The sequence below is a fragment of the Enterobacter cloacae complex sp. S1 genome (assembly GCF_014930525.1).
Taxonomy (GTDB): Bacteria; Pseudomonadota; Gammaproteobacteria; order Enterobacterales; family Enterobacteriaceae; genus Enterobacter; species Enterobacter hormaechei_C.
Window position 1 is genome coordinate 1 of the sequence record NZ_JADBRE010000036.1, and the last position, 25,507, is coordinate 25,507.

At 54.8% G+C, this 25,507-nt stretch carries 30 protein-coding genes; 20 read left to right on the top strand and 10 right to left on the bottom strand.

The window, feature by feature from the left end; translation table 11 throughout:
• Together dmsD and IM290_RS19615 are read left to right on the top strand one after the other, a co-directional pair.
• Positions 1-363 (top strand): Tat proofreading chaperone DmsD (gene dmsD / locus IM290_RS19610; RefSeq protein WP_193354493.1); only part of this gene is annotated, 363 nt, incomplete at its 5' end.
• Between the two features lie 111 nt (positions 364-474).
• Complete coding sequence (locus IM290_RS19615) at positions 475-786, top strand: YebG family protein (RefSeq protein WP_017384548.1); 312 nt, start codon at positions 475-477, stop codon at positions 784-786.
• Between the two features lie 114 nt (positions 787-900).
• Here IM290_RS19615 and IM290_RS19620 read toward each other — a convergent pair whose 3' ends face one another.
• Together IM290_RS19620 and catA are read right to left on the bottom strand one after the other, a co-directional pair.
• Complete coding sequence (locus IM290_RS19620) at positions 901-1,215, bottom strand: nitroreductase (RefSeq protein WP_193041907.1); 315 nt, start codon at positions 1,213-1,215, stop codon at positions 901-903.
• A 38-nt stretch (positions 1,216-1,253) separates the two neighbouring features.
• Positions 1,254-1,931 carry a type A chloramphenicol O-acetyltransferase gene (gene catA, locus IM290_RS19625; RefSeq protein WP_193041906.1) on the bottom strand — a complete coding sequence of 226 codons (678 nt, stop codon included), beginning with the start codon at positions 1,929-1,931 and terminating at the stop codon, positions 1,254-1,256.
• A gap of 398 nt (positions 1,932-2,329) precedes the next feature.
• Between catA and IM290_RS19630 the strand changes: the two genes are divergently transcribed.
• The 6 genes from IM290_RS19630 (at position 2,330) to clcB (ending at position 8,177) form a co-directional block, all read left to right on the top strand.
• Positions 2,330-3,079, top strand: coding sequence for a YoaK family protein (locus tag IM290_RS19630; protein WP_017384553.1), 750 nt, complete (start codon positions 2,330-2,332; stop codon positions 3,077-3,079).
• A 250-nt stretch (positions 3,080-3,329) separates the two neighbouring features.
• Complete coding sequence (gene osmY, locus IM290_RS19635) at positions 3,330-4,040, top strand: osmoprotectant ABC transporter permease OsmY (protein WP_032648184.1); 711 nt, start codon at positions 3,330-3,332, stop codon at positions 4,038-4,040.
• An 18-nt stretch (positions 4,041-4,058) separates the two neighbouring features.
• Positions 4,059-4,958, top strand: a complete 900-nt coding sequence (gene osmX / locus IM290_RS19640; protein WP_017384554.1) for an osmoprotectant ABC transporter substrate-binding protein OsmX — start codon at positions 4,059-4,061, stop codon at positions 4,956-4,958.
• A gap of 8 nt (positions 4,959-4,966) precedes the next feature.
• Positions 4,967-5,614, top strand: coding sequence for an osmoprotectant ABC transporter permease OsmW (osmW, locus tag IM290_RS19645; RefSeq protein WP_006808875.1), 648 nt, complete (start codon positions 4,967-4,969; stop codon positions 5,612-5,614).
• The gene (gene osmV, locus IM290_RS19650; protein ID WP_003857446.1) at positions 5,614-6,762 is read left to right on the top strand and encodes an osmoprotectant ABC transporter ATP-binding protein OsmV; all 1,149 of its coding nucleotides are present in this window, start codon (positions 5,614-5,616) and stop codon (positions 6,760-6,762) included. Before osmW ends, osmV begins: the two co-directional genes overlap by 1 nt.
• A gap of 104 nt (positions 6,763-6,866) precedes the next feature.
• Entirely contained in the window at positions 6,867-8,177 is a 1,311-nt protein-coding gene (gene clcB, locus IM290_RS19655) for a voltage-gated ClC-type chloride channel ClcB (RefSeq protein WP_023296525.1), read from the top strand.
• On the opposite strand, the gene bioD is transcribed toward clcB, so the two are convergent.
• The 3 genes from bioD to IM290_RS19670 form a co-directional block, all read right to left on the bottom strand.
• Complete coding sequence (gene bioD, locus IM290_RS19660; protein ID WP_193041905.1) at positions 8,112-8,807, bottom strand: dethiobiotin synthase; 696 nt, start codon at positions 8,805-8,807, stop codon at positions 8,112-8,114. The two genes, clcB and bioD, sit on opposite strands and share 66 nt — an antisense overlap.
• 128 nt (positions 8,808-8,935) lie before the next feature.
• Entirely contained in the window at positions 8,936-10,156 is a 1,221-nt protein-coding gene (mlc, locus tag IM290_RS19665; protein WP_003857451.1) for a sugar metabolism global transcriptional regulator Mlc, read from the bottom strand.
• A 121-nt stretch (positions 10,157-10,277) separates the two neighbouring features.
• The gene (locus IM290_RS19670) at positions 10,278-11,183 is read right to left on the bottom strand and encodes a LysR family transcriptional regulator (RefSeq protein WP_193041904.1); all 906 of its coding nucleotides are present in this window, start codon (positions 11,181-11,183) and stop codon (positions 10,278-10,280) included.
• A gap of 121 nt (positions 11,184-11,304) precedes the next feature.
• Between IM290_RS19670 and IM290_RS19675 the strand changes: the two genes are divergently transcribed.
• The 5 genes from IM290_RS19675 (at position 11,305) to IM290_RS19690 (ending at position 15,671) form a co-directional block, all read left to right on the top strand.
• Positions 11,305-12,558: an MFS transporter gene (locus IM290_RS19675; RefSeq protein ID WP_017384556.1), complete on the top strand. Its 1,254-nt coding sequence runs from the start codon at positions 11,305-11,307 to the stop codon at positions 12,556-12,558.
• Positions 12,559-12,632: 74 nt separating this feature from the next.
• Positions 12,633-14,117 (top strand): carboxypeptidase M32, encoded by a 1,485-nt coding sequence (locus IM290_RS19680; RefSeq protein WP_032619769.1) that lies wholly within the window; start codon positions 12,633-12,635, stop codon positions 14,115-14,117.
• A gap of 148 nt (positions 14,118-14,265) precedes the next feature.
• Positions 14,266-14,571, top strand: coding sequence for an acid resistance repetitive basic protein Asr (gene asr / locus IM290_RS19685; RefSeq protein ID WP_017694089.1), 306 nt, complete (start codon positions 14,266-14,268; stop codon positions 14,569-14,571).
• A gap of 92 nt (positions 14,572-14,663) precedes the next feature.
• Positions 14,664-14,747 (top strand): hypothetical protein, encoded by an 84-nt coding sequence (locus tag IM290_RS21830; RefSeq protein ID WP_057979992.1) that lies wholly within the window; start codon positions 14,664-14,666, stop codon positions 14,745-14,747.
• Positions 14,748-14,849: 102 nt separating this feature from the next.
• Positions 14,850-15,671 (top strand): serine protease, encoded by an 822-nt coding sequence (locus tag IM290_RS19690; RefSeq protein WP_003857461.1) that lies wholly within the window; start codon positions 14,850-14,852, stop codon positions 15,669-15,671.
• Between the two features lie 5 nt (positions 15,672-15,676).
• Here the strand turns inward: IM290_RS19690 and mdtI are convergent, their stop codons facing one another.
• Entirely contained in the window at positions 15,677-16,006 is a 330-nt protein-coding gene (mdtI, locus tag IM290_RS19695; RefSeq protein WP_003857463.1) for a multidrug/spermidine efflux SMR transporter subunit MdtI, read from the bottom strand.
• The gene (gene mdtJ, locus IM290_RS19700) at positions 15,993-16,355 is read right to left on the bottom strand and encodes a multidrug/spermidine efflux SMR transporter subunit MdtJ (protein ID WP_015570633.1); all 363 of its coding nucleotides are present in this window, start codon (positions 16,353-16,355) and stop codon (positions 15,993-15,995) included. Before mdtJ ends, mdtI begins: the two co-directional genes overlap by 14 nt.
• Positions 16,356-16,776: 421 nt before the next feature.
• On the opposite strand from mdtJ, the gene IM290_RS19705 reads away from it, so the two are divergent.
• On the top strand, positions 16,777-17,817 hold the full coding sequence (locus IM290_RS19705) for an AI-2E family transporter (RefSeq protein WP_003857467.1): 1,041 nt from the start codon (positions 16,777-16,779) through the stop codon (positions 17,815-17,817).
• On the opposite strand, the gene IM290_RS19710 is transcribed toward IM290_RS19705, so the two are convergent.
• Positions 17,814-18,761, bottom strand: a complete 948-nt coding sequence (locus IM290_RS19710; RefSeq protein ID WP_193041903.1) for a zinc-dependent alcohol dehydrogenase family protein — start codon at positions 18,759-18,761, stop codon at positions 17,814-17,816. The two genes, IM290_RS19705 and IM290_RS19710, sit on opposite strands and share 4 nt — an antisense overlap.
• Positions 18,754-19,788: an LLM class flavin-dependent oxidoreductase gene (locus IM290_RS19715; RefSeq protein ID WP_017384559.1), complete on the bottom strand. Its 1,035-nt coding sequence runs from the start codon at positions 19,786-19,788 to the stop codon at positions 18,754-18,756. The genes IM290_RS19710 and IM290_RS19715 overlap by 8 nt, the downstream gene beginning before the upstream one ends.
• 207 nt (positions 19,789-19,995) lie before the next feature.
• On the opposite strand from IM290_RS19715, the gene yajD reads away from it, so the two are divergent.
• Complete coding sequence (gene yajD, locus IM290_RS19720; protein ID WP_006808895.1) at positions 19,996-20,343, top strand: HNH nuclease YajD; 348 nt, start codon at positions 19,996-19,998, stop codon at positions 20,341-20,343.
• 67 nt (positions 20,344-20,410) lie between these two features.
• Here the strand turns inward: yajD and IM290_RS19725 are convergent, their stop codons facing one another.
• Positions 20,411-20,857, bottom strand: coding sequence for a hypothetical protein (locus IM290_RS19725; RefSeq protein WP_193041902.1), 447 nt, complete (start codon positions 20,855-20,857; stop codon positions 20,411-20,413).
• 317 nt (positions 20,858-21,174) lie between these two features.
• Between IM290_RS19725 and IM290_RS19730 the strand changes: the two genes are divergently transcribed.
• The 5 genes from IM290_RS19730 (at position 21,175) to pqqC (ending at position 25,505) form a co-directional block, all read left to right on the top strand.
• The gene (locus IM290_RS19730) at positions 21,175-22,440 is read left to right on the top strand and encodes a Y-family DNA polymerase (protein WP_032609083.1); all 1,266 of its coding nucleotides are present in this window, start codon (positions 21,175-21,177) and stop codon (positions 22,438-22,440) included.
• Between the two features lie 104 nt (positions 22,441-22,544).
• Positions 22,545-23,564, top strand: a complete 1,020-nt coding sequence (locus IM290_RS19735; protein WP_032653397.1) for a dipeptidase — start codon at positions 22,545-22,547, stop codon at positions 23,562-23,564.
• 138 nt (positions 23,565-23,702) lie between these two features.
• Positions 23,703-23,774, top strand: coding sequence for a pyrroloquinoline quinone precursor peptide PqqA (gene pqqA, locus IM290_RS19740; protein WP_002905689.1), 72 nt, complete (start codon positions 23,703-23,705; stop codon positions 23,772-23,774).
• Between the two features lie 55 nt (positions 23,775-23,829).
• Positions 23,830-24,747 carry a pyrroloquinoline quinone biosynthesis protein PqqB gene (pqqB, locus tag IM290_RS19745; RefSeq protein WP_017384563.1) on the top strand — a complete coding sequence of 306 codons (918 nt, stop codon included), beginning with the start codon at positions 23,830-23,832 and terminating at the stop codon, positions 24,745-24,747.
• A gap of 2 nt (positions 24,748-24,749) precedes the next feature.
• Positions 24,750-25,505, top strand: a complete 756-nt coding sequence (gene pqqC, locus IM290_RS19750) for a pyrroloquinoline-quinone synthase PqqC (RefSeq protein ID WP_003857506.1) — start codon at positions 24,750-24,752, stop codon at positions 25,503-25,505.
• Positions 25,506-25,507 lie beyond the last annotated feature (2 nt).

The following is a 25,507-nucleotide window of genomic DNA, read 5'->3' on the forward strand; positions in this document are numbered from 1 at the left end:
CCCCCGTGGGGCTCGGTCTGGCTTGATCGCGAGTCCGTGCTGTTTGGCGATTCGACCCTCGCGTTGCGTCAGTGGATGCGTGAAAACCATATCGCCTTTGAGATGCAGCAGAAGGAGCCCGAAGATCATTTCGGAACGTTGCTGATGCTGGCGGCATGGCTTGCCGAGAACGGTCGCGAAACAGAACGCGACCAGCTTCTTGCCTGGCATCTGCTGCCATGGAGCACGCGTTTCCTTAGCGTATTCGTTGAAAACGCGGCCCATCCGTTCTACACCGCGCTGGGTAAACTTGCCCAGCTGACGCTGGCGGAATGGCAGTCCACTTTGCTGATCCCGATTGCCGAAAAAACGCTGTACCGATAACAGCACCTGGCTTGTCCACCCGTTGTGCAGGCCAGGCTCGCACATTTTTGCTGCAACACAACGTCACAACTGCTATACTGTATATAATTACAGTATACGGGGGGGTGCACAATGGCTGTTGAAACAAAATTTGTTGTCGTAAGAAAAGGTGAAGAAAAAATGACATTTGCCAGTAAGAAAGAGGCTGACGCTCACGACAAACTGCTCGATATGGCAGAAGCGTTTACCGACTGGCTGTTGCAAAGCGGAATGCAGATGGATGAAACGCAGGCGGAGAACCTTGGTCTTTATCTCGCCGAGCAGAAAGAGTCCGTGCAGCATATCCTGCGTACCAGCAAGCTTCCCGAGCTCAATGCTGAAACGGATAAAACAGCATCAGATGCGGACAGCAGCAAAAAAATCCGGGCCGTCAAAGCCGCCTGATCGTCAGAACGTCTCATCACCTGTCCTGCCGCCGCGGGCCGGAAACGGCTCGCGGCTTTATTAAGGTCGGCTGAACCTTATATTCATCAACCGTAACCCTGAAAATACGTCCTGTTATCTTGATTTGTCCGCCTCAACGTTTACGCTGATATTCAGCCTTTTTGCTTCCATGGTTATCATTGTTTTGGCCAGGTCCTTATCGCCCCCGTGCACTTTATCTATCAGATCCTGTACAAGGGTCATCATCAGGAAGTTTTTATTTGCAGGATAGAAATCTGTCGTAGTGATCCCGTTATCCTTCAGGCGCTGATGCGCCACCGTCTCTGTATCTGCGATTATTTCAGCTACTTTCTCATGCATCATTTCGATCTGCTCGAAAACAATGCGGTTAATCATTTCAATCTGTTCTGGCGTAAAATTCGGTTCCATTATTTCCCCTCGTCAGGCCTATGTTAAAAACACGTGAATCACACGTTGAGCGCCTCTGAATGGTGCGGTAAATTATCACACAACTCTTGTAACTCGTTGATCAGCCTGGCCACATGGAAACCGTCACAGACAGAATGATGGACCTGAACGGCGAAAGGCAACAAGACCTTTCCATCCTGGTTATAGTATTTTCCAAACGTGAACATGGGCGCAAAAAAATTCCGCATGTTAGCGACGTTGACGTTAAAACTGCTAAAACTGACCCACGGAATATCCGATATGAAGAATATATTCTCCCGGGACTCTTCTTTAGGCCAGTAAGCAAGGATATTGCCATAGCGGGCAACATCTTCTGCATAAACGCGCTGAAAATGGTGAATATTTCCATCGTAATGACTCCATAACGATGAAAATGTCTCCGTATCTTTATGGAAAAGGGTATAGCTTGGATGAACCTCATTCCATATTACAAGCTCATCATCCTTCATGGCCATACGGAATTCCGGATGCCGGTTTACGACGTCAGAAATAAGGGAAATAATCGCAGGATAAAATTTCCAGCCAACCTCTTTGATATGCTTTAGCAGCACGGTAATGTCCAGCTGAACCGTTTGGTTAAATGTAGATTGAGCAAAGCCCTGAAATACTTCAAAGTGTTCCTTTCTTGCCCAACGTGATAAGTCAACTACCTTATATTCTGGCGTTATTTTTGTCATTTATTAACCTTGGATGAGTTATCCGGGCATAAAACGTTATGGTTGCGAACTCCTCGGTGAGAGTAGCACACTCTGCCGCCTGTATCAGCCTCTCGGCCACAGTTAGAAACGCAATCTGAGTGTCCGTTAGCTTGCTCACTCCCTCGCCAGGCTGGGGGCACAGACGGCTCTCACGGGCTGGTGGACATGGATCGCCTGCCCGTAAGCTACCGGAAAATGCTGACTTTTACGACGTCGCGCCATCGGAAATAAGGCATTATATTAACAGGGTTGTTTTATTTAATTACAAAACCTCGCTCACCTCCCGTTGAAATAATAATTAAGCAATATCCTGGTCAGCCAGCGACATCGCTTTGTTAGCTTGAGCATTCAGGCAAAGCTCAAACCGGAGGTATTCTTTGCTGATTAAATTAAAGAAAGAACGAACGCATCAGGAGGATCGTCGTCTTGCCCTCTGGCTGGCGACCTCCGCGGGACTGCTGAATGCCATTGCGCTGGGCGCGTTCGGTTTTTTTCCCTCGCATATGACGGGCAATACCTCGCAGCTATCCAGCGAAGTTTCCTCCACCGATCTCAGCGATATTCTTTTCTTTGGCGCCATTATTCTTTCGTTTGTCTCAGGCGCCATCGCTGCGCGGATTATTGTTATCTGGGGGATTATCCATAACGTCAGGCTGGTATTCAGCCAGGTTCTGTTTGTTGAAGGGCTATTACTGGCCGGGGTATCCCTGTACGAAATGTATTTTCACTCCTTCGCCACGAATCAGGAGATTATTATTTTCCTGTGCGGGTTGATGGGAATTCATAATTCTACCTCTACTCAACTATCCGGCGGTCGGGTGAGATCCACGCACATCACCGGCACGCTGACCGATGCGGGCATTTCGCTGGCCTCCGTTATGGTCGCCATGCTGCGCCGGGATTACTCCAAAGATACGGCCGCGCAAAAGAGTCAGCTCAAAACCCATTTAACTACCCTTTTCTCCTTTATCAGCGGCGGGATCGCGGGGCTGATCCTGTTCAGAGAGTTTGGATTCCACGCGATGCTGGCGCTGGGCCTGTTGCTGGTAATCGTCGCCGCCTTCTCTATCGTCCGCATCTCGTGGCGCGTACGCAAGGTGCGCGCCGCGCTCAGTCGACAAGTATAATCAGCACGCTTTATGTGACGTTGTCACGTAAGGCGTACTTCTTTAAGACTATTCTGCCTGCCCACTGACAGCCCTTATGCCATAAGGCTTCACTCAGGTTGTCACTAATTTCATAGGGTTACTGATTTACCCCCTTCGCTGGAACCCTTCCGTTTCGCTTGCTATAGGTGAAGTACCCCTGCCGAAACATGGCATAACAACAGGCAACCGGTGGTTGCTATAACGCATGCGCACAGGGAGACACACCGCAATGCACCCATTACTTAAACGTTCGCTGCTTTTTGTCGGCGCGATTATCGTGGTTCTCGCTCTCCTCACCTGGGGAATAGGACTGGAAACGATTAAGGCGCGCCAGGTTGACCTGATTTACCTCGGGCAACAGCACCTGATTCTGGTCTTTTCATCAATGTTCTTTGCCCTGCTGGTGGGCATTCCAAGCGGTATTCTGCTGAGCCGTCCGGCCGCGCGTGGTATCGCCGAATATGTGATGCAAATCTTTAACGTGGGCAACACCCTGCCGCCGCTGGCCGTTCTGGCACTGGCGATGGTGGTGATTGGCATCGGTGATAAACCGGCCATTATCGCCCTCTTTCTGGCCTCTCTGCTGCCGATTGTGCGTAACACCTATGCCGGGCTGTGCTCTGTTCCCGCGTCGTTGCTGGAAGCGGCAAACGGTATCGGCATGACCAAATGGCAGCGCCTGAGTCAGGTTGAGATCCCAAACGCTTGGCCGGTGATGCTTTCTGGTATTCGCATTGCCACTGCGATTAACGTCGGTACCGCACCGCTGGCATTCCTGATTGGCGCCAGCAGCTACGGCGAGCTGATTTTCCCGGGGATCTATCTGAATGATTTCCCGACGCTGATCCTGGGCGCGGCGGCCACCGCTCTGTTCGCCCTGATTCTGGATACGCTGCTGGCGGCACTGGGCCGATTACTGAGCCCGCATCTCGCGCGATAATTATAACAAGGAGCTTCTATGAGACTGTTTTCCGGGCTGACGGCGCTATGCGCCGCCGCGCTCTTCACCAGCCAGGCGCTCGCCGCGCCGCTGATCCTGGCCACCAAGAGCTTTACCGAGCAGCACATTCTCTCGGCCATGACCGTGCAGTATCTGCAAAAGAAAGGGTTTCAGGTACAGCCTCAGACCAATATTGCAACGGTGATTTCCCGTAACGCGATGATCAACAAGCAGATTGATATGACCTGGGAGTATACCGGCACCTCGCTGATCATCTTCAACCATATCAACAAACGCATGTCGCCGCAGGAATCGTACGAGACGGTGAAACGCCTCGATGCGAAGCACGGTCTGGTGTGGCTTAAACCTGCCGATATGAACAATACCTATGCCTTTGCCATGCAGCGCAAGCGCGCCGAGGCTGAACATATCAATACCATGTCTGAGATGGTGGCAAAGATTGAGCAGATCCGTAAAACCGATCCGGATAACAACTGGCTGCTGGGCCTTGACCTGGAATTTGCCGGGCGCAGCGACGGGATGAAACCGTTGCAGGCGGCCTACAACATGGAGCTGGACCGCCCGCAGATCCGCCAGATGGATCCGGGCCTGGTCTATAACGCGGTGCGCGACGGGTTTGTCGATGCGGGGCTGATCTACACCACCGACGGGCGCGTAAAGGGCTTCGATCTTAAAGTGCTGGAAGATGATAGAGGCTTCTTCCCGAGTTACGCCGTGACGCCAGTTGTTCGAAAAGACACGCTGGAGGCTAATCCGGGGCTGGAGGAGGCGCTGAACACTCTATCAGCCCAGCTCAATAACGACGTTATCACCGAACTGAATAAGAAGGTGGATATCGACCATCAGTCACCGCAGCAGGTCGCCCGTGATTTCCTGCGTAGCAAACAGTTGCTGTAGGAGGCGCTATGGAGACGATTCACTATATTCTCGACAACTGGGACTATCTCTTAACCCTGACGCTGCAACACCTGTGGCTGGTGGCGCTCGCCGTGGGCCTGGCGATTATTATTGGCGTGCCGCTGGGCATTTTAATTGTCCGCCATAAATGGCTGGCAACGCCGGTGCTGGGAATTGCCACCATTGTGCTCACCATCCCGTCAATTGCGCTTTTCGGCCTGATGATCCCGCTCTTTTCGCTGATCGGTCAGGGCATTGGCGCCCTGCCCGCGATTACGGCGGTGTTCCTCTATTCACTGCTGCCGATTGTGCGTAACACCCACACGGCGCTCGACAGCCTGCCGCCGGGCTTGCGTGAAGCGGGACGCGGCATCGGCATGACCTTCTGGCAGCGTCTGCGCTGGGTGGAAATCCCGATGGCGTTGCCGGTGATTTTTGGCGGCATCCGCACCGCCGTGGTGATGAACATCGGCGTCATGGCGATTGCCGCCGTGATCGGCGCGGGCGGGCTGGGCCTGCTGCTGCTTAACGGTATTGGCGGGAGTGATATTCGTATGTTGATTGCGGGCGCGCTGATGATTTGTCTTTTAGCGATTGTGCTCGACTGGTTGCTGCACCGTTTGCAGGTGGTACTGACTCCGAAGGGGATTCGATAATGATAAAACTGGAAAACCTCACCAAACAATTTTCACAGAAACACGGCCAGACGTTTAAGGCCGTCGACAACGTCAACCTGAACGTGCCTGAAGGGGAAATGTGCGTGCTGCTCGGCCCGTCCGGCTGCGGGAAAACCACTACCCTAAAGATGATCAACCGTCTCATTACGCCAAGCAGCGGGACGATCCTGATTAACGGCGAAGACACCAGCGGAATGGACACCGTGACCCTGCGTCGCAACATTGGCTACGTGATCCAGCAAATTGGCCTGTTCCCCAACATGACCATCGAAGAGAACATTACCGTCGTGCCGCGCATGCTGGGTTGGGATAAAGCGCGCTGTAAATCCCGTGCCGAGGAGCTGATGGATATGGTGGCAATGGATCCGCATAAATTCCTTCACCGCTATCCGCGCGAAATGTCCGGCGGTCAGCAGCAGCGTATCGGCGTCATCCGCGCGCTGGCAGCGGATCCTCCGGTCCTGCTGATGGATGAACCGTTCGGCGCGGTCGACCCGATTAACCGTGAGGTGATCCAGAACCAGTTCCTGGAGATGCAGCGCAAGCTGAAAAAGACCGTGATGCTGGTGAGCCACGATATTGACGAAGCGCTGAAGCTGGGCGACCGTATTGCCGTCTTCCGTCAGGGACGTATCGTGCAGTGCGCCAGCCCGGACGAGCTGCTGGCGAAACCCGCGAATGAGTTTGTTGGCTCGTTTGTTGGCCAGGACCGGACGTTGAAACGCCTGCTGCTGGTATCGGCGGGCGACGTCACCGACCAGCAGCCTACCATTACGGTACGCGAATCGACGCCGCTGCCGGAGGCCTTCGCCACCATGGATGACAACGATATTCGCGCCATTACCGTGGTTGATGAGCACGGCAAACCGCTCGGCTTTGTGAAGCGCCGCGAAGCGCGTAACGCCAGCGGCAGCTGCGGGGATATTCTGCATCCGTTCCGCATGACCGGTAAGGCCGAGGATAACCTGCGCGTGGTGCTTTCTCGCCTGTATGAGAGCAACACCAGCTGGATGCCGATTGTGGACGAGGACGGACGCTATAACGGCGAGATATCCCAGGATTATATTGCGGAATATTTGAGTTCAGGGCGTACGCGCCGGGCATTAAATATTCATAGCGAGAGTTAAGCATTCAGGCCGGGTACTGCCCGGCCTTTTCCGCACGCATACCTTTTGCTAACCTCCCGATTTACCGCCACAATATTGTATCGTCCCCGTTAAATCACGACTTCATGCAACGTCTTCACGCTTACCCCGACATCCGCGCGATGTTTCGTCGTCTCCTGATTGCTACCGTCACCGGCGTGCTGGCGGCGCTGGCCGTTGCGGTGTTCCGCCACAGCATGTATCTGCTGGAGTGGCTATTTCTCAGCAACGAAAGCGGAAGTCTGGTGAACGCCGCAGCCGCGTTATCGCCCTGGCGGCGGGCGCTGACGCCTGCGCTGGGTGGTCTGGCCGCGGGAATGCTACTGTGGGGATGGCAGCGCATGACGGCACAACGTCCCCACGCCCCCACCGATTATATGGAAGCGCTTGAGACGGGTGACGGCCAGTTTGATTACGGCGCCAGCCTGGTGAAATCCCTCGCGTCGTTGCTGGTGGTCGCCAGCGGCAGCGCCATCGGCCGTGAAGGCGCCATGATCCTGCTTGCCGCCCTCGCCGCCTCCTTTTTTGCACAACGTTGTACGCCGAAATCCGAATGGAAACTGTGGATCGCCTGCGGTGCCGCCGCCGGGATGGCCAGCGCCTATCATGCGCCGCTGGCGGGCAGCCTGTTTATCGCAGAGATCCTGTTTGGCACGCTGATGCTGGCCTCCCTCGGCCCGGTGGTGATTGCTGCTGTAGTGGCCCTGCTGACCACGCGCCTGTTAAGTCCCGGCGCGAATACGCTATATGATGTCCATCTCAGCGAGATGCTTACGGCGGTGGATTATTTCCTGATCGTTGGCGTGGGTCTGCTGGCTGGCGTTTGCGGCCCGCTGCTGATGTGGCTGATGGCGGCCAGCCACAGGCTGTTTCTGCGTCTCAAACTTTCACCGCCGTGGCAGCTGGCGCTGGGTGGTCTGATCGTCGGGCTGCTGTCGCTGCTAACGCCGAAGGTATGGGGGAATGGCTATAGCGTGGTTCAGGCGTTTTTGCAGTCACCGCCGCTGCTGTCGGTGATTGCTGGCGTCTTTATTTGCAAGCTGCTGGCGGTGCTGGCAAGCAGCGGGTCCGGCGCGCCGGGAGGCGTGTTCACGCCAACCTTGTTTGTCGGTATGGCAACGGGAATGCTGTTTGCGCAGATCTTTGCGCTGTGGTTTCCTGGCTCTGAGACGGCGATCCTGCTCGGACTGGCGGGTATGGCGACGCTGCTCGCCGCCACAACGCATGCGCCAATCATGTCGGCCTTGATGGTATGTGAGATGACCGGGCAGTATTTTTTACTTCCCGGTTTGCTGGTTGCCTGTGTTGTGGCGTCGGTATTGTCGAGAACGCTACGCCACGACTCGATCTACGGCCAGCATACCGCCGAAAGCCGAGAGATCGATGTAGTGCGCTAATTCGCGCTGCTCGGCGCGGGGCAGATAAGGCAGTTCGCCCACCAGCGGGCCAGGCAGCTTTTTGCTCAGCACATCGATGATTTCAGCGTAGTGCGCAAGGCCCGGGTTAATACGGTTCGCCACCCAACCAATCAGCGGCAGGCCGTCATTAGCGATAGCCTGCGCCGTCAGCAAGGCATGGTTGATGCACCCTTCCTGAATGCCCACGACCATAATCACCGGCAACTGCTCCTGCAACACCCATTCGGAAAGGGGACGTAAATCGTTCATCAGGCTGCGCCAGCCGCCGGTCCCTTCAACGACAACGTGGTCAACCTTTTCACTCAGATTTGCCAGGCCATCAGAAAGCAGGCTGTAGTTGATAAGCCCACTGTGAGCGACGCTGCTTTCCTCTTCGCTTAAGGCGATAGGATTAACGGCATCATAAGGCAGTTCCAGAGACGAGACGCTTTGCAGAACCAGGGCATCCTTATTGCGCAGCCCTTCTGGCGTCTCTTTACTGCCTTTTGCAACCGGCTTGTATCCTGCAACGCGTTTACCGCTTGCCGCCAGGGCCTGAAGTAACGCGCGGGATACGACTGTCTTCCCGACAGACGTATCCGTACCAGTAATAAAGAAACGCTTAAGCATGACTCATTCCACCTCTTGGGTATGCTTCAAATATAAACCAGGTAAATAATTCAGTGGGGAAAGTCTACGGGATGCGTGCGCTACCGGGCTTGAGATAGCGCAATTTTTCGTACATCTCTGGAAAAGAGTTAGCCCTGTAGCAAACGAATCAGTAACGAGCCGTTGTACATCGCATCTTTTACCAGCGCGGCGCCGGCCATCGTACCCTGGTTGGAAAATTGCGTACTTTCGACCACGATGTTTTTACTGTACGCGGGAAGCGCCTGCTGATTGATGCAGGCGGAAATCGCCGGAAAGAGGATATCCGCCGCCTGGCTGAGCGGGGAGCCGATCAGTATTTTTTGCGGGTTAAACAGGTTCACCATAATGGCCAGAATGCGCCCGACATTATTGCCCACGCCGGTAATAATGTCCTTCGCCAGCAGATCGCCCTGCCTTGCCGCAGCGCACAGTGCCTCGACGCTTAACGGTTGACCGTGCAGCGTGGAGCTCATCGACTGGCTGAGCCGCACCTGCGCCAGCTCCAGCACGCTTTCGACGCTGGCAATCGTCTCCAGACAGCCATGGTTACCGCAGTAGCAGCGTTTTCCGTACGGATCGACCTGCGTATGGCCGATCTCCACCAGGCTACTGCTGCCAGCATGCAACAGACGCCCGTCGGTGATCACACCTGCGCCAACGTTATGATCAATCACCACCTGAATTACGTCGCGCGCGCCCCGGGAGGCACCAAACAATGCCTCCGCCATCGTCCAGGCGCTGATATCATGCTGAATGTAGACCGGCACACCGGTGTGGTTTTCCAGCACGTCGCCCAGCGGCATCTCTTTGACGTTTTCATAAAACGGCATGCGGTGCACAATGCCATTTTCAGTATCAATAATTCCCGGCAGGGTGATCGCAATCGCCGTTAAACGTTCAAGACGCTGCTGGTGACGAATAAAGAACTGGTCGATGTGGGTCAGAATGGCATCGAGAAGTGGTTGCTCTGCATTAAGCGGGAGTTCCAGCCGGTCTTCCACCACCAGCTTGCTGCTGAGGTCGCGCAGCGCGAGGAAGATTTCCCCGCGGCTAATCCGCAGCGACAGGTAGTGCCAGGCTTCCGTTTCCACCACCAGCCCTACCGCCGGACGGCCACGGCTGCCCGGCTCCTGAATTTCTGTCTCCTGAACCAGATGGGCTTCCAGCATTTCGCGGACAATCTTGGTAATACTGGCGGGTGCCAGTTGTGCCAGGCGCGAAAGATCGATACGCGAAACCGGACCAAGCTGATCAATCAGGCGATAAACGGCACCCGCGTTGGTCTGCTTGATCTGATCGATATGCCCTGGCTGACTATCAGCAACCACCTCGTACTCCCTTATTTTCGAGCTTCGAAATAAACTGAGGGCTATGGTGAAGCACTTCAATGGCTGACGTCAAATTTTTACTTAGCCATGTGATTTACTGCACATTTTCGCCCACTTTTCCCTATAAATAATGCCCGCGAGAAGCGGTAATTAATTGTTCTTTGAAACGTTGTGCCGCATGGCTCTGTTCATGATGTTTAGACCACACCAGCCACATCTCTGAGACTGCATCCTGCTCGGCTATCTTCACCCAGCGCATTTCCGCCAGTTGTACCCGTTTAAATGAGGCCGGGAGAATCGATACGCCAAGCCCTGCGGCAACGAGACCAATGATCGTCATGGCTTCCCCCACCTCCTGCGCGATAGTCGGGACAAGGCCATATCGCCGCATCAGACCAAGAATATCGTCATACAACCCGGTACCCACCTGTGGGTCAAAAAAGACAAACGGCTCTTTCGCCAGTTCAGCCAGCGAGACGCTGTGCTGCGCGGCGAGCGGATGATCCCGGGGGATCATCGCCATCAGCGGTTCGCGGAGGATCACCTGCCACGCCAGGGTATCAGGCAACTGCGTGTTACGCATCAGCCCCAGGTCGAGCGATCCTTCGTTAAGCGGCGATATCTGCTCCCGGGTATTTATTTCGCGCGTCTGAATATGCACATCCGGAAAGTTACGGCGAAACGAGGATAGCGTTTGTGAAACAGCGCTGATAAAGGGGGCCGATGAGGTAAACCCGATGCGCAGCTCCCCCGTCTCCCCAAGATAAAGCCGTTCCGCTCTGGCGGCAGCCTCCTCCACCATACTCAGGATCTGCCGGCTATCGGCGAGAAACTGTTTTCCCGCCGCCGTCAGGCTCACGCTGCGGTTGGTTCGCGCCAGCAGACGCGCCCCGACCTGCTGCTCCAGGATCTGGATCTGCTGGCTTAGCGGTGGCTGAGAGATATTCAGCCTTGCCGCCGCACGACCAAAATGCAGCTCTTCGGCGACGGCGACAAAATAGCGCAGATGGCGCAGCTCAATATTCATATTTATAAAGTATCATTTGAGATTATTAATATATTAGACAGAATATTTACATTTTCCTACCCTAATCTTGTGGTCATACCCGTCACCAGAAACAACGGGGATGTTTAAGCAAGGATTATGTGTGAGCCGTACAACGACCGTTGATATCGCGCCGGCCAGCGACATTGATGATTTACCCGCAGCACCGCAGCCGGTTCAGTTTATTAAACGTGGTACCCCCCAGTTTATGCGCGTCACGCTGGCGCTCTTCTCAGCGGGTCTCGCCACTTTTGCCCTGCTCTACTGCGTTCAGCCGATCCTGCCGGTCCTGTCGCATGAATTTGGCGTGTCGCCAGCCAGCAGCAGTATTTCGCTCTCCATTTCAACCGGGATGCTGGCGATCGGTCTGCTGTTCACCGGGCCACTTTCGGATGCCATCGGACGTAAGCAGGTCATGGTAACGGCGTTAATGCTGGCCTCCGTGTGTACCTTGCTGTCCACCATGATGACCAGCTGGCACGGCATTCTGGTCATGCGCGCGCTGATTGGGTTATCCCTCAGCGGCGTGGCGGCGGTCGGGATGACCTATCTCAGCGAGGAGATCCACCCGAGCTTCGTGGCCTTCTCCATGGGGCTATACATTAGCGGGAACTCTATCGGCGGGATGAGCGGACGCCTGCTCAGCGGTGTGTTTACTGATTTCTTTAACTGGCGCATTGCGCTGGCCGTTATCGGCTGCTTCGCCCTCGCTTCGGCGCTGATGTTCTGGAAAATCCTGCCGGAATCGCGCCATTTCCGCCCGACCTCCCTGCGTCCGAAAACGTTATTTATCAACTTTCGTCTGCACTGGCGCGATCAAGGGCTGCCCCGTTTGTTCCTGACCGGTTTCCTGCTGATGGGCTCGTTCGTGACGCTGTTTAACTACATCGGCTATCGTCTGATGCTTTCACCGTGGCATCTTAGTCAGGCATTGGTGGGTTTGCTCTCTGTGGCATATCTCACCGGGACATGGAGTTCGCCAAAAGCGGGTGCCATGACCGCGCGCTTCGGCCGTGGTCCGGTGATGCTGGTTTCCACCGCCGTGATGCTGTTCGGACTGCTGATGACGCTTTTCTCTTCCCTGTGGCTGATTTTTGCCGGAATGCTGCTCTTCTCTGCGGGCTTCTTTGCCGCGCATTCCGTTGCCAGCAGCTGGATTGGCCCACGCGCGCGCCGCGCTAAAGGTCAGGCTTCGTCACTGTATCTGTTCAGTTACTATCTCGGTTCCAGCATAGCCGGTACGCTCGGCGGGGTGTTCTGGCATAACTACGGCTGGAACGGCGTGGGCGGATTTATCGCGCTGATGCTGTGCGCGGCGCTGCTGGTGGGCGCGAGCCTGCATAAACGACTGCATTAACATTCAGCCCTCTTCGTGTTTAAATCGAGCCGATGCTAATTTTTGTCATCGGCTGATTCAGACACGAGGACTTCATGAAAAACAATAACTATCAACAACTCACCCGCACCTTCCAGCGCCTCTCCCGCTTCTCGCACCTCTCCTCCATCGCCAGCTGGGACATGTTCACCATGATGCCGCCAGGCGGCAGCGCCGCGCGCGGTGAAGCGCTGGCGGAGATGAGCGTCCTGCAACATCAGATCCTGACCGATAAAAAAATGGGTGAATGGCTGGCGGCGGCGGCAGACGAAGATCTGAATGACGTTGAGCAAGCCAACCTGCGTGAAATGACACGCCACTACCAGCAGGCCACTTTACTGCCGGAATCGCTGGTGGAGGCCAAATCGCTGGCGGGCAGCAGGTGTGAACACGCCTGGCGCACTCAGCGTCCGGCCAACGACTGGCAGGGCTTTTCAGCCAACCTGAAAGAGGTGGTGAAACTCAGTCGTGAAGAGGCCCGCCTGCGCGCTGAGGCTAAAGGCTGCACGCCTTACGACGCGCTGCTGGATATCTTTGAACCCGACATGACCAGCGCTCGCCTGGATGTGCTGTTCGGCGATCTGAAGTCCTGGCTGCCGGAGCTGCTGGCAAAGGTTGTGGAAAAACAGGCTCAACGATCGTTCGTTCCGCCACAGGGTCCCTTCCCGACCGCCACGCAGCGCGAGCTGGGCCTGGAAGCGATGAAAATGCTTGGCTTCGATTTTAATGGCGGTCGTCTGGACGTTAGCGCTCACCCGTTCTGCGGCGGCGTGCCGGAAGATGTGCGTATCACCACGCGTTACGATGAAGATGAACTGCTCAGCGCGCTTTTCGGCGTGATCCACGAAACCGGACATGCCCGCTACGAGCAAAACCTTCCGCGAGCGTGGGCCGGCCAGCCCGTTGCGCTGGCGCGCTCTACGGCGATCCATGAATCCCAGAGCTTGTTCTTTGAAATGCAGCTGGGCCGCAGCGACGCTTTCCTGAAGCATCTGCTTCCGGCGGTTCATGCCCGTTTCGGTAGCCAGGCGGCATTCAGCGAAGAGAATTTTATTGCCTGGAACCAGCGCGTGAAGCCGGGCTACATCCGCGTTGATGCGGATGAAGTGAGCTATCCGGCGCATGTGGTGCTGCGCTATGAGATCGAGCGTGCGCTGATCAATGGCGAAATTGAAGTCGATGATATTCCCGCGTTATGGGATGAGAAAATGCAGGCGTGGCTTGGGTTATCCACCAAAGATAACTACCGCAACGGCTGTATGCAGGATATCCACTGGACCGACGGCGGTTTTGGCTACTTCCCGTCTTACACGCTGGGGGCAATGTATGCGGCACAGCTGTTCCATGCCGCCAAAACTGCGCTGCCCGGGTTGCAGGCATCCATTGCCGGGGGCGATTTCTCGGCGCTGTTTGACTGGCTGCGTCAGAATATCTGGCAGCACGGCAGCCGTTTCAGCACGTCGCAGCTCATCACCCAGGCTACAGGTGAAGATCTGAATATCCGCTACTTCCGCGAACACCTGACGTCCCGCTACCTGTAACCGAACGCGCCGGGGGCCGCCCCGGCGTTGTACATATGGTTACACGCCGATACCAATCACTCACGGAAACCCCGAATTTACAGGGATATAGTTATTTCAACGGCCCCGCAGTGGGGTTAAATGAGAAACCAAATTCGAGGGTATGAAAATGAAAAAAGTATTAGCTCTGGTTGTTGCCGCTGCTATGGGTCTGTCTTCCGCTGCATTCGCGGCTGAAACTACCGCCACCGCAGCGCCTGCGGCATCCACCGCTGCTCCGGCCAAAACGGTTCACCATAAAAAACATCACAAAGCGGCTAAACCAGCGGCAGAACAGAAAGCGCAGGCCGCGAAAAAGCACCACAAAAAAGCGGCAAAACCTGCGGTAGAGCAGAAAGCCCAGGCGGCTAAAAAGCATCACAAAAAAGCAGCAAAACACGAAGCGACTAAACCTGCTGCACAGCCAGCAGCGTAAGAGTACAAGCTTAACCGTGCCCTTCGGGGCACGTTGGTAAACCGGCGCTGAACGGGTTTGCGGTCAGCGCCGTTTTTTTATCCGGAGGGCGTATGCTGCGGCGCTATCGGTTTGAGTTCATTCTTATCCTGCTAATTTTATGCGCGCTCATCGCCAGCCACTTTTATCTTTCCTGAATGTAGCACGCTGATTTTACTCCCACTTTCTCGCCGTCGCGTCTATAGTATTTTCATAGGGTTCACTTTTAATAATCATAATTACCCCCACCAGAGTGTGATATGCGTAAATCTGTTGTGTTGTTACTGGGAACGTTTAGCCTTTTTGCTGGCTTTTCACATGCGGATGATGGCGACGATGACGCCATTAGCGCCAAAGAGGTAAAGACGCTGTTTTTTGGTCATGACGATCGTACGCGTGTCACCGATCCTACCGAATCGCCCTGGGATGCCATCGGGCAACTGGAAACCGCCAGCGGCAATTTATGTACCGCAACCCTCATTACGCCACGCCTTGCGCTGACGGCGGGTCATTGCCTGTTAATGCCGCCTGAAGGCAAACCGGATAAAGCGATCGCCCTGCGCTTTGTGTCGCAAAAAGGAATATGGCGCTACGAAATTCACGGTATTGAGGGGCGGGTGGATCCGTCGCTTGGCAAACGCCTGAAACCGGATGGCGATGGCTGGATTGTGCCGCCCGGGGCGGCCTCCTGGGATTTCGGGCTGATCGTTTTACGTTATCCGCCGTCCGGGATCACCCCGCTGCCGCTCTTTGATGGCGATAAAGCCGCGCTCACCGCCGCCCTGAAAGCCGCCGATCGAAAAGTGACGCAATCAGGTTATCCTGTTGATCACCTCGATTCGCTGTACACCCATACGGACTGCGTGGTGACGGGCTGGGCGCAAAACAGCGTACTGTCGCATCAGTGCGATACGCTACCGGGTGATAGCGGATCGCCCCTGATGTTAAAAACCGATAACGGCTGGCAGCTGATTGGCGTTCAGAGTTCTGCGCCAGCGGCGAAAGACCGCTGGCGCGCCGATAACCGGGCGTTGTCGGTGACCGGTTTTCGCGACCGGCTGGAAGCCCTGGCGCAGCAGTAGGTCACTCAGGCCAGTTTAATCATGATCATGCCGGCGAGCAGTAATACCAGCCCTATCCAGCCTTTATTGTTTAAACGCTGCCCGAACATAATCCAGCCTGCCGCCAGGGTGGCGGCAATACCGAAGCCCCCCCACAGCGCATAGGCCACGGACAGATCGATGCCTTTCACCGCCTGCGACAGGGCGCTAAACGCCCCCAGAACCGCGGCAATCGATAACAGGCCGTAGGCTTTGCGACGAAAACCGTCGGAGAACTTCAGAAAGACGTTGGCAATAATTTCCAGAACGATGGCGAAAGCCAGCCAGGCCGCGTGGATCCATTCAAACTGCTGCATGGGTCTGCTCCTTCTGCTGTTTTGCCGGTTTGCGTGTACCCGATTTAATCAGCACGATACCTGCGACCAGGGTCGTCAGCCCGGCAATTTTCATTGTCGTCAGGGTTTCATCAAATAACATGACGCTAAACAGCGTAATCAATAAAATACCAATACCTTCCCACAATGCGTATGCCACGCCCAGCGCGATTTTTTTAACCGCAAAAGAGAGGAAAATATAGGAAAGCGTAATCATGACCAGCATCAAAATAAAACCGGTGCTGCCATCACTCACGCTTGCCCATTTCATCGACAAGGTGCCGGTAATTTCAGCGACGATCGCCAGAGCTAATAAAATCCAGTAAAACATGTTTTTTCTCCTGCTTGAGAATATAATCCATCGAGGCTCGCTGCGGACAGCAAACCAAAAAATTGGGAATTAAATCAGTTAGCTAAGCGCATAGCGCCAGCTCAGGCAGAAGACGTGACTATAGCGCGGAACGCCAGTGTTGCTCACCAGAAAGCAGGCAGAGGGAGGTTGAAAACAGAGCAGAGTTGTTTGAAAAATACGTCCTGAACAAATTGTCCATAAAATTACAATTATCCGCGGTGTTGCTTCTCGTCTTTGCGGATGAAAATTGTCCTCGGTAGTTGAACACGCCTGATTTGTATCATAAGCCAGGAATTTACTCAAAGCCTTTTCATTTCTTTACCCAGTCTGTTTGATTTTGGTTAGTTTTTTTAATCCGCTTTCCCCTCTATTATAAATAAAAAACTGTTCAGGAACGTCCATGGCCAAACCTATTATCACCCTCAACGGGCTTAAGATCGTCATCATGCTGGGCATGCTGGTGATCATTCTGACCGGCGTTCGTTTTGCGGCCGATATCATCGTGCCTTTTATCCTGGCGCTTTTTATCGCGGTGATCCTCAATCCACTGGTGCAGCGAATGGTGCGGCTGCGCATCCCGCGTGTGCTGGCGATAAGCCTGCTTATCAGTATTATTATCGTTGCGATGGTGCTGTTAGTCGCCTATCTGGGAACCTCCCTGAACGAGCTGGCGCGGACGCTACCGACATACCGCTCTTCCCTGGCGACCCCGCTGCTGCAAATTGAACCCTGGCTGCAACGCGCGGGTATCGAAGTCTCGGTTGAGGAACTGCTTAAATACATCGATCCGAATGCCGCCATGACGATTGTCACCAGCCTGCTGGCACAACTCTCCAACGCCATGACCTCGATTTTCCTGCTGTTCCTGACGGTTGTGTTTATGCTGCTGGAAGTTCCACAGCTACCTGCAAAGCTCCAGCACATCATGGTGCGTCCGGTAGAGGGAATGGGCGCCATTCAGCGCGCGCTCGACAGCGTTTCACGCTATCTGGTGCTGAAAACGGCCATCAGCCTGGTGACGGGATTAGTGGTCTGGGGGATGCTCGCCGCGCTGGATGTGCGTTTTGCCTTTGTCTGGGGGCTGCTGGCCTTTGCGCTCAACTATATTCCTAACATCGGCTCCGTGCTGGCGGCGATCCCCCCTATCCTTCAGGTGCTGGTTTTCAGCGGTTTGTATGATGCCCTGATTCTGCTGGCAGGCTATCTGGTGATTAACCTTGTCTTCGGGAACATTCTCGAACCACGGATAATGGGACGCGGGCTGGGGCTTTCAACCCTTGTTGTGTTCCTGTCCCTGATTTTCTGGGGCTGGCTGCTCGGGCCTGTCGGCATGCTGCTCTCCGTTCCGCTGACAATTATTGTCAAAATTGGCCTGGAGCAGACTGCCGGTGGACAAAGTATCGCTGTGCTGCTGAGCGACATGAGCCATAAGGCCGATTAATTGTCCATCGACAGCATGGGCTTGCCCGTTCTTCCCGCTTCGCGATAGTTGCCCACTGCCCGCTGCCATTCCGACAGCGGGTAGAGGGTGACATCGCTGCACTGGCTGGCGCGCAGTTTAGGCCAGATGCGCCGAAACTCCGCCTGCCACGCCTCAGCGCTCAGCGCGTCCAGATAGTTACGAATGTGAAACCACGCCACGCGCGGCAACGGCCGCTGCTGCCGGAAGGTCTGCCCGGAGAGTAGCCCGTAGCAGACAAAGGTGTCGGTTTCGGGCATCACGCTCAGGATCGTCTCCGCCAGGCTGCCGCCCGTGGCGTCGTACACCACCTCCGCTTGCGCGGCGGCAGCGTTGACGGCGGCCGTATCATGTTGCGCAATCGGGACGATCCCCATTTCAGCCAGACGTTGAGCGTGCACGGGCGAACGATGGATCCCGTAAACCGCCTCCGCACCCGCCTGGCGTGCCCATTGCCCGAGCAGAACGGCGCAGTCAGAACCGGCAGCGGTGAGCAGCACCGTTTTCCCGACCGGTGGATAGCGGTCCAGCATCATCTGTGCGGCAAGCGGGTTGATATACGCCCGCGCGGCAAGTAGCGAGTCGACGTCGTCCGGGACGGGAACCGCATACGCCGTCGGGCAGTCGACATAGCGCTGCCAGGTTCCCTGCCCCCGTAACGGCAGGACCCGCTTGCCCAGCAGCGCCGGATAAGCGGCGGGCGTTTCGGTCACTATTCCGACCCCTTCATAACCGGCTATCGCAGGCAGCGGCGTGCGATGGCGATATGCTCCGGTGATGGGGATGAGATCGGAGGCGTTCACCGGGGAAAAAAGCATGCGCACACGTATCTCTCCCGGCTGTCGCGGCGACAATGGTGTAGTTTCCGCTTGCAGTACCGATTCAGGCTCACCAAACCGGCGATACCAGAGAGCCAGATTAAGCATTGCGATCGCGCCATCCCATTTCCGGTGCGACATGTTTCAGGATGGACTCGATCACATGTGCGTTGTATTCCACGCCCAGCTGATTCGGCACGGTAAGTAACAGCGTATCCGCTTCCGCGATCGCTTCATCCTTTTTCAACTGTTCAATCAGCTTGTCTGGCTCTGCGGCATAGCTGCGTCCGAAAATGGCCCGCGTTTTCTCATCCAGATAGCCCACGCTGTCGCTTTCATTGCGGCTTGAGCCGAAATACATCCGGTCGCGATCGTCCATCAGGGCAAAAATACTGCGGCTGACCGAAACGCGTGGCTGACGGGTATGCCCTGCCTCAGCCCAGGCCTGTCGGTAGGCACGGATCTGTTTTGCCTGCTGAATATGGAACGGCTCGCCGGTTTCATCATCTTTCAGCGTTGAGCTTTGCAGGTTCATCCCCAGTGTTGCCGCCCATACTGCCGTTGCATTAGAGCCAGCCCCCCACCAGATACGATCGCGTAAGCCTTCTGAATGCGGCTCCAGACGCAACAATCCCGGCGGGTTTGGGAACATCGGCTGTGGGTTAGGCTTTGCAAACCCTTCACCGCGTAATACATCAAGCAGTACCTCAGTGTGGCGGCGCGCCATATCTGATTCGTTTTCCCCTTCCTGCGGCACGTAACCAAAATAACGCCAGCCATCAATCACCTGCTCCGGGGAACCCCGGCTGATACCAAGCTGTAATCGCCCGCCGGAGATGAGATCTGCCGCGCCAGCATCTTCCGCCATATACAGCGGATTTTCATACCGCATGTCGATCACGCCCGTCCCGATTTCGATGCGTTTGGTTTTCGCGCCTATTGCAGCCAGCAAGGGGAATGGCGAACTGAGCTGGCGGGCAAAGTGATGCACACGGAAATAAGCCCCGTCCGCGCCCAGCTCTTCGGCGGCGACCGCCAGATCGATGGACTGTAGCAGTGTGTCAGCCGCGGTTCGCGTGCCGGACTGGGGTGACGGCGTCCAGTGACCAAACGACAAAAATCCGATCTTTTTCATAGTGGAGTATCCTGATAAAGCATTGCGTTATCCCTACTCTACGCATTAACGGATGAGAATAAATGGTGATTATTTAACGGAATGCTTCAAATAAACTGACAGAAATACGCAAATCGCACGCTGCCTTCCCGCAGAGGAGGCATTCTCCTGACATCTCATAATGGGATATAGTGTGAACTATTCTCTTTTTAACAGGTAACATCAGCAATGGCTCTGATCCCTAAAAACTACGCACGGCTGGAAAGCGGCTACCGTGAAAAAGCGCTAAAAATCTACCCCTGGGTTTGTGGACGCTGCTCGCGTGAGTTTGTTTATTCAAATCTTCGTGAACTCACGGTTCACCATATCGACCACGATCACACCAATAACCCGGAAGATGGCAGTAACTGGGAGCTGTTGTGCCTGTTTTGTCACGATCACGAACACTCAAAGTACACCGAAGCGGATCAGTATGGCACCACCGTTGTTGCGGGTGAGGATGCGCAAAAAGACGTGGGTGTCGCCACGTTTAACCCCTTTGCCGATCTCAAGGCGATGATGAACAAGAAGAAGTAATATCGACGGCTTCACTGCCCATACCTGTCGTATGGGCAGTCAGAAAGCCACATATGTTGTATTCCAGTCACAGGTTGAACAATGACACGGCTTTAATATCTGCCTCAGGGTTCACGCGTTTTACTGCCTCTAAAAACGCAGCGAAGTTTTGATTAAACACCGTCAGATTATTATAAAATTGCACCTGTTTTTCACGGGTTCCCTCAAGATAACTCACAGACCAGATCCGCCTGTTATTTATCACTATCGAGCCTGGTTTAATTTTTATGATAGCCGCCAGCTCAATTTTACGGGTGCTGCTCTTTATAACCTCGTATAAATACTGCTCATCATAAAAGTAGGTTTTACCTGACGAGCCGCCAAACCAGACAGGATGGGTTGAGATTTTTTTCATTCCCCGGCTGTCGGCAACGATGCGCGTTGGATGCCGAATACGCCTGACGAAAAAGCGTATCAGCATAATCAGTGCCACAAAAGACAGCACCACAAAAAGAACGTTAATGCTCTCCCGCATATTTCGTTACCTGACATGCATAGTTATAAGTGAAGAAGTATACCCAAATAGTCTGGTCGTGATAATTGCCCTTCTACGCCCGTACGCCATGATGCCTTGTTACCCTTGATCTTTGCTATCGACATACAATAATGTATATAAATACAGTATTAATTGACGGTGATCATCATGCAGTTTTTCACGCCATCAGAGCGACGCCGGAGCGTGGCCCTTCCCCTATTCAATGACCCTGTTCCTTACGTTCTGAATGAACGTATAAGCGCGCCCACGAAGGCTCGCGGCGTAGTGACCTGTATCGTGACATCTGCGAGCTGACCATGTTTGCACTGTGTGATGTGAACGCTTTCTATGCTTCCTGTGAAACGGTTTTTCGCCCGGACCTGAAGGGACGACCGGTGGTCGTGTTGTCCAATAACGATGGGTGCGTCATCTCTCGCTCCGCTGAAGCCAAACCCTTTGTGAAAATGGGTGAACCGTACTTCAAACAGAAAGATCTCTTCAGGCATCATGGCGTGGTTTGTTTCAGCAGTAATTATGAACTTTACGCGGATATGTCCAACCGGGTAATGAACACGCTTGAAGAGATGTCGCCTCGTAGCGAAATATACTCAATTGATGAGATCTTTTGCGATCTTACCGGCGTGCGTAATTGTCGCGATCTTTCCGACTTTGGGCATGAAATGAGAGCGACCGTACTGCAACGCACCCATCTGACCGTCGGAGTGGGCATCGCACCCACAAAGACGCTGGCGAAACTGGCAAATCACGCGGCGAAACGCTGGCAGCGCCAGACGGGAGGCGTTGTTGATTTATCCAATGTGGATCGTCAGAGAAAGCTGATGGCGGCGCTACCCGTCGAAGACGTTTGGGGTGTAGGACGTCGCATAGCGAAGAAGCTTGAGATGATGGGGATTAAGACAGTCCTGCAACTGGCAGACACCGATATCCGGTTCATAAGAAAACATTTCAATGTCGTGCTGGAGAGAACGGTGCGTGAATTACGGGGCGAATCGTGTCTTGAACTGGAAGAGTTTGCCCCGGTAAAGCAAGAAATCGTCTGTTCGCGCTCGTTTGGCGAACGCATCACGGAATATGACGATGTACGCCAGGCCATCTGTAGTTATGCCGCCCGGGCAGCAGAAAAACTTCGCAATGAGCATCAGCATTGCCGCTTTATCTCCGTATTTGTTAAAACCTCGCCCTTCGCGCTTAACGAGCCATATTATGGCAATAGCGCGTCGGTAAAACTGCTCACCCCAACCCAGGATAGCCGGGATATTATCGGCGCATCAGTTCGTTGTCTGGATGCGGTCTGGAAGAACGGCCATCGGTACCAGAAAGCCGGAGTGATGCTGGGAGATTTTTATAGCCAGGGCGTCGCGCAACTTAATCTGTTTGACGACAACGCACCCAGGAAAAACAGCCAAAAGTTAATGGATGTATTAGACCATCTGAATGCTGAAAATGGCCGTGGCACGCTTTACTTCGCGGGACAGGGTATACAGCAGCCGTGGCAGATGAAACGGGAAATGCTTTCACCCCGCTACACCACCCGCTTTGCGGATCTCCTCACTGTTAAGTGATATTAACAATTGCTGCTAAGTTGTAATTTTCCCCTTGCCGGACCGGACAAATCGGTTATCGTACCAGGCAACTTTCGCAGCAATAAAAGACAGTGGGATGCGCTATGGCGATTTTTGATGGTCACAATGACCTGTTGCTTAATTTATGGCTTCACCATCGCCAGGATCCGGTAACGGCCTTCTTCTCCGGCATTGAGAAGGGACACCTCGATTATCCACGCATGCAGCAAGGCGGATTTTCCGGCGGGCTGTTCGCGCTGTTCGTGCCGCCGCAGGAGTATATCGCCCGCATGGCGCCACAATACGCCAGCGAGCCGTGGCAGCCGGTCGACATTCTCTGGCAGCAGCTGACGATCCTTAAGCAGCTTGTCGCCCACTCCGATGGCCGGGCGCGATTGTGCCTGAGCGCGGCGGATATCGAACGTTGCCGTCAGGATAAGGTGCTGGCGATGGTGGCGCATATTGAGGGCGCGGGCGGTTTTGACGGCGAGGGAGACGATCTACAGGCTTTCTATGCCGCCGGGGTGCGCAGCATTGGGCCTTTCTGGAACATTGCTAACCGTTTCGGCACCGGCGTTAACGGGGCGTTTCCCGGCAGCCCGGACAGCGGCCCTGGGCTTACCGCTGAGGGTATCGCCCTCATTAAGCACGCTAACGCCCTGAACATGCTGATTGATGTTTCGCATATGAATGAAAAAGCGTTCTGGGATACCGCTCGTCATTCCTCTTCACCGCTGGTCGCCACCCATTCCAACGCCCATACGCTGTGCCCGCAACCGCGCAATCTGACCGATCGGCAGCTGCTGGCTATCCGCGACAGCGGCGGCGTGGCAGGCGTCAATTTCGGCAACGCGTTTTTGCGCGCCGACGGTAAACGCGATAGCGATACCCCGCTGAGCACAATCGTTCGTCATATCGACTATCTTATTAACATCATGGGTGACGATCATGTCGCGCTGGGCTCCGATTTTGACGGCATTACGTTGCCTGATGATTTACACGATGTGAGTGGTTTACCACGGCTAATCAGCGCATTGCGTGACAGCGGCTATGATCAATTTGTGCTGAATAAGCTGCTGTGGGGCAACTGGCAAAAGGTATTGCAAAATGTTTGGCAACAATAGGTTACGTTGTAAACATTAAGTTAATTCCTTACATCTTTCGGGTTGAGCTTTGCCCTCCTGTGACGCATTATTTGATGACCATCACAAAACTGGCACAAACAATGGCGTTGGTGCTGCTTTTTTAAAGAGGAAAAAACGATGTGGAAGAAACCTGCTTTTATTGATTTACGTCTTGGCCTGGAAGTGACCCTGTACATTTCCAACCGCTAATCGCTCTGCCCGCCATCCGTGCGGGCATTTTTGTTTGACTACCTGGCCCATCTTCATGTTTATTAAAGTCCTCGGTTCCGCCGCCGGCGGTGGTTTCCCCCAGTGGAACTGTAACTGCGCCAACTGTCAGGGTTTGCGCGACGGTACCCTTCAGGCGACCCCTCGCACCCAGTCGTCGATCATCGTCAGCGATAACGGCAAAGAGTGGGTGCTGTGTAACGCCTCCCCCGATATCAGCCAGCAGATTGCCCATACGCCAGAACTGAATAAGAAAGAGGTTCTGCGCGGCACGCATATTGGCGGCATTATTCTCACCGATAGCCAGATTGACCACACCACCGGGCTGCTCAGCCTGCGCGAAGGGTGCCCGCATCAGGTATGGTGTACGCCGGAGGTGCATGAAGATCTTTCCAGCGGATTCCCGATTTTTACCATGCTCCGGCACTGGAACGGTGGCCTGATTCACCACCCGATCGCGCCGCTCACCGCCTTTAGCGTGGAAGCCTGCCCTGATTTGCAGTTTACCGCTGTCCCCATCGCCAGTAACGCACCGCCCTATTCGCCGTGGCGCGACCGCCCGCTGCCGGGGCATAACGTGGCGCTGTTTATCGAAAACCGCCGCAACGGTCAGACGCTGTTCTACGCACCGGGTCTCGGTGAACCCGATGACACCATCCTGCCGTGGCTTAAAAAAGCGGACTGTCTGCTGATTGACGGCACCGTCTGGCAGGACGATGAACTCCAGGCCACCGGCGTCGGACGCAATACCGGCCGCGACATGGGCCATCTGGCACTCGGCGATGAACACGGCATGATGGCGCTGCTGGCCTCGCTGCCGGCAAAGCGCAAGATTCTGATCCACATTAATAACACCAACCCGATCCTTAACGAGCAGTCGCCGCAGCGTCACGCCCTTGCGCAGCAGGGAATAGAAGTGAGCTGGGACGGGATGAACATCACGCTTCAGGACTAACTATGCACATTCGCGAAACGCTCTCACCGCAAGAGTTTGAGCACGCCCTCCGGGCGAAAGGCGCCTACTATCATATTCACCATCCGTACCATATCGCGATGCATAACGGCGAGGCCAGCCGCGAGCAGATCCAGGGCTGGGTGGCGAACCGGTTTTACTACCAGACGACGATCCCGCTGAAAGACGCGGCAATTATGGCGAATTGCCCGGATCCGCACACGCGTCGCAAATGGGTGCAGCGGATCCTCGATCACGACGGCAGCAACGGTCATGACGGCGGTATCGAAGCCTGGCTACAGCTGGGCGAAGCCGTGGGGCTCAGCCGCGAGGACTTAATCAGCGAACGCCACGTGTTGCCCGGCGTCCGTTTCGCCGTCGACGCTTACGTTAACTTCGCCCGCCGCGCCAACTGGCAGGAGGCGGCATGCAGCTCGCTCACCGAACTGTTCGCCCCGCAAATCCATCAGTCGCGTCTCGACAGCTGGCCACAGCACTACCCGTGGATCAAAGAGGAAGGCTATTTTTATTTCCGCAGCCGCCTCAGCCAGGCCAGCCGCGACGTTGAACACGGTCTGGAGCTGGCGAAGCGTTACTGCGATAGCGCGGAAAAGCAGAATCGGATGCTGGAGATCCTTCAGTTCAAACTCGATATCCTGTGGTCGATGCTCGACGCGATGACCATGGCCTACGCGCTACAGCGTCCGCCTTATCACACGGTCACCGACAAAGCGGCCTGGCACACAACCCGACTGGTATAAGC

What these genes read in the sequence shown, in the direction of transcription:
- IM290_RS19710 (WP_193041903.1), bottom strand. Translation starts at nt 18,761, where the DNA reads ATGCTTAATCTGGCTCTCTGGTATCGCCGGTTTGGTGAGCCTGAATCG.
- mdtI (WP_003857463.1), bottom strand. Translation starts at nt 16,006, where the DNA reads ATGCAGCAGTTTGAATGGATCCACGCGGCCTGGCTGGCTTTCGCCATC.
- IM290_RS19705 (WP_003857467.1), top strand. Translation starts at nt 16,777, where the DNA reads ATGGCCAAACCTATTATCACCCTCAACGGGCTTAAGATCGTCATCATG.
- clcB (WP_023296525.1), top strand. Translation starts at nt 6,867, where the DNA reads ATGCAACGTCTTCACGCTTACCCCGACATCCGCGCGATGTTTCGTCGT.
- catA (WP_193041906.1), bottom strand. Translation starts at nt 1,931, where the DNA reads ATGACAAAAATAACGCCAGAATATAAGGTAGTTGACTTATCACGTTGG.
- bioD (WP_193041905.1), bottom strand. Translation starts at nt 8,807, where the DNA reads ATGCTTAAGCGTTTCTTTATTACTGGTACGGATACGTCTGTCGGGAAG.
- asr (WP_017694089.1), top strand. Translation starts at nt 14,266, where the DNA reads ATGAAAAAAGTATTAGCTCTGGTTGTTGCCGCTGCTATGGGTCTGTCT.
- yajD (WP_006808895.1), top strand. Translation starts at nt 19,996, where the DNA reads ATGGCTCTGATCCCTAAAAACTACGCACGGCTGGAAAGCGGCTACCGT.
- IM290_RS19690 (WP_003857461.1), top strand. Translation starts at nt 14,850, where the DNA reads ATGCGTAAATCTGTTGTGTTGTTACTGGGAACGTTTAGCCTTTTTGCT.
- IM290_RS19670 (WP_193041904.1), bottom strand. Translation starts at nt 11,183, where the DNA reads ATGAATATTGAGCTGCGCCATCTGCGCTATTTTGTCGCCGTCGCCGAA.
- IM290_RS21830 (WP_057979992.1), top strand. Translation starts at nt 14,664, where the DNA reads ATGCTGCGGCGCTATCGGTTTGAGTTCATTCTTATCCTGCTAATTTTA.
- IM290_RS19730 (WP_032609083.1), top strand. Translation starts at nt 21,175, where the DNA reads ATGTTTGCACTGTGTGATGTGAACGCTTTCTATGCTTCCTGTGAAACG.
- osmX (WP_017384554.1), top strand. Translation starts at nt 4,059, where the DNA reads ATGAGACTGTTTTCCGGGCTGACGGCGCTATGCGCCGCCGCGCTCTTC.
- IM290_RS19715 (WP_017384559.1), bottom strand. Translation starts at nt 19,788, where the DNA reads ATGAAAAAGATCGGATTTTTGTCGTTTGGTCACTGGACGCCGTCACCC.
- IM290_RS19735 (WP_032653397.1), top strand. Translation starts at nt 22,545, where the DNA reads ATGGCGATTTTTGATGGTCACAATGACCTGTTGCTTAATTTATGGCTT.
- IM290_RS19615 (WP_017384548.1), top strand. Translation starts at nt 475, where the DNA reads ATGGCTGTTGAAACAAAATTTGTTGTCGTAAGAAAAGGTGAAGAAAAA.
- pqqC (WP_003857506.1), top strand. Translation starts at nt 24,750, where the DNA reads ATGCACATTCGCGAAACGCTCTCACCGCAAGAGTTTGAGCACGCCCTC.
- osmY (WP_032648184.1), top strand. Translation starts at nt 3,330, where the DNA reads ATGCACCCATTACTTAAACGTTCGCTGCTTTTTGTCGGCGCGATTATC.
- osmV (WP_003857446.1), top strand. Translation starts at nt 5,614, where the DNA reads ATGATAAAACTGGAAAACCTCACCAAACAATTTTCACAGAAACACGGC.
- IM290_RS19680 (WP_032619769.1), top strand. Translation starts at nt 12,633, where the DNA reads ATGAAAAACAATAACTATCAACAACTCACCCGCACCTTCCAGCGCCTC.
- osmW (WP_006808875.1), top strand. Translation starts at nt 4,967, where the DNA reads ATGGAGACGATTCACTATATTCTCGACAACTGGGACTATCTCTTAACC.
- pqqB (WP_017384563.1), top strand. Translation starts at nt 23,830, where the DNA reads ATGTTTATTAAAGTCCTCGGTTCCGCCGCCGGCGGTGGTTTCCCCCAG.
- IM290_RS19620 (WP_193041907.1), bottom strand. Translation starts at nt 1,215, where the DNA reads ATGGAACCGAATTTTACGCCAGAACAGATTGAAATGATTAACCGCATT.
- mdtJ (WP_015570633.1), bottom strand. Translation starts at nt 16,355, where the DNA reads ATGTTTTACTGGATTTTATTAGCTCTGGCGATCGTCGCTGAAATTACC.
- IM290_RS19725 (WP_193041902.1), bottom strand. Translation starts at nt 20,857, where the DNA reads ATGCGGGAGAGCATTAACGTTCTTTTTGTGGTGCTGTCTTTTGTGGCA.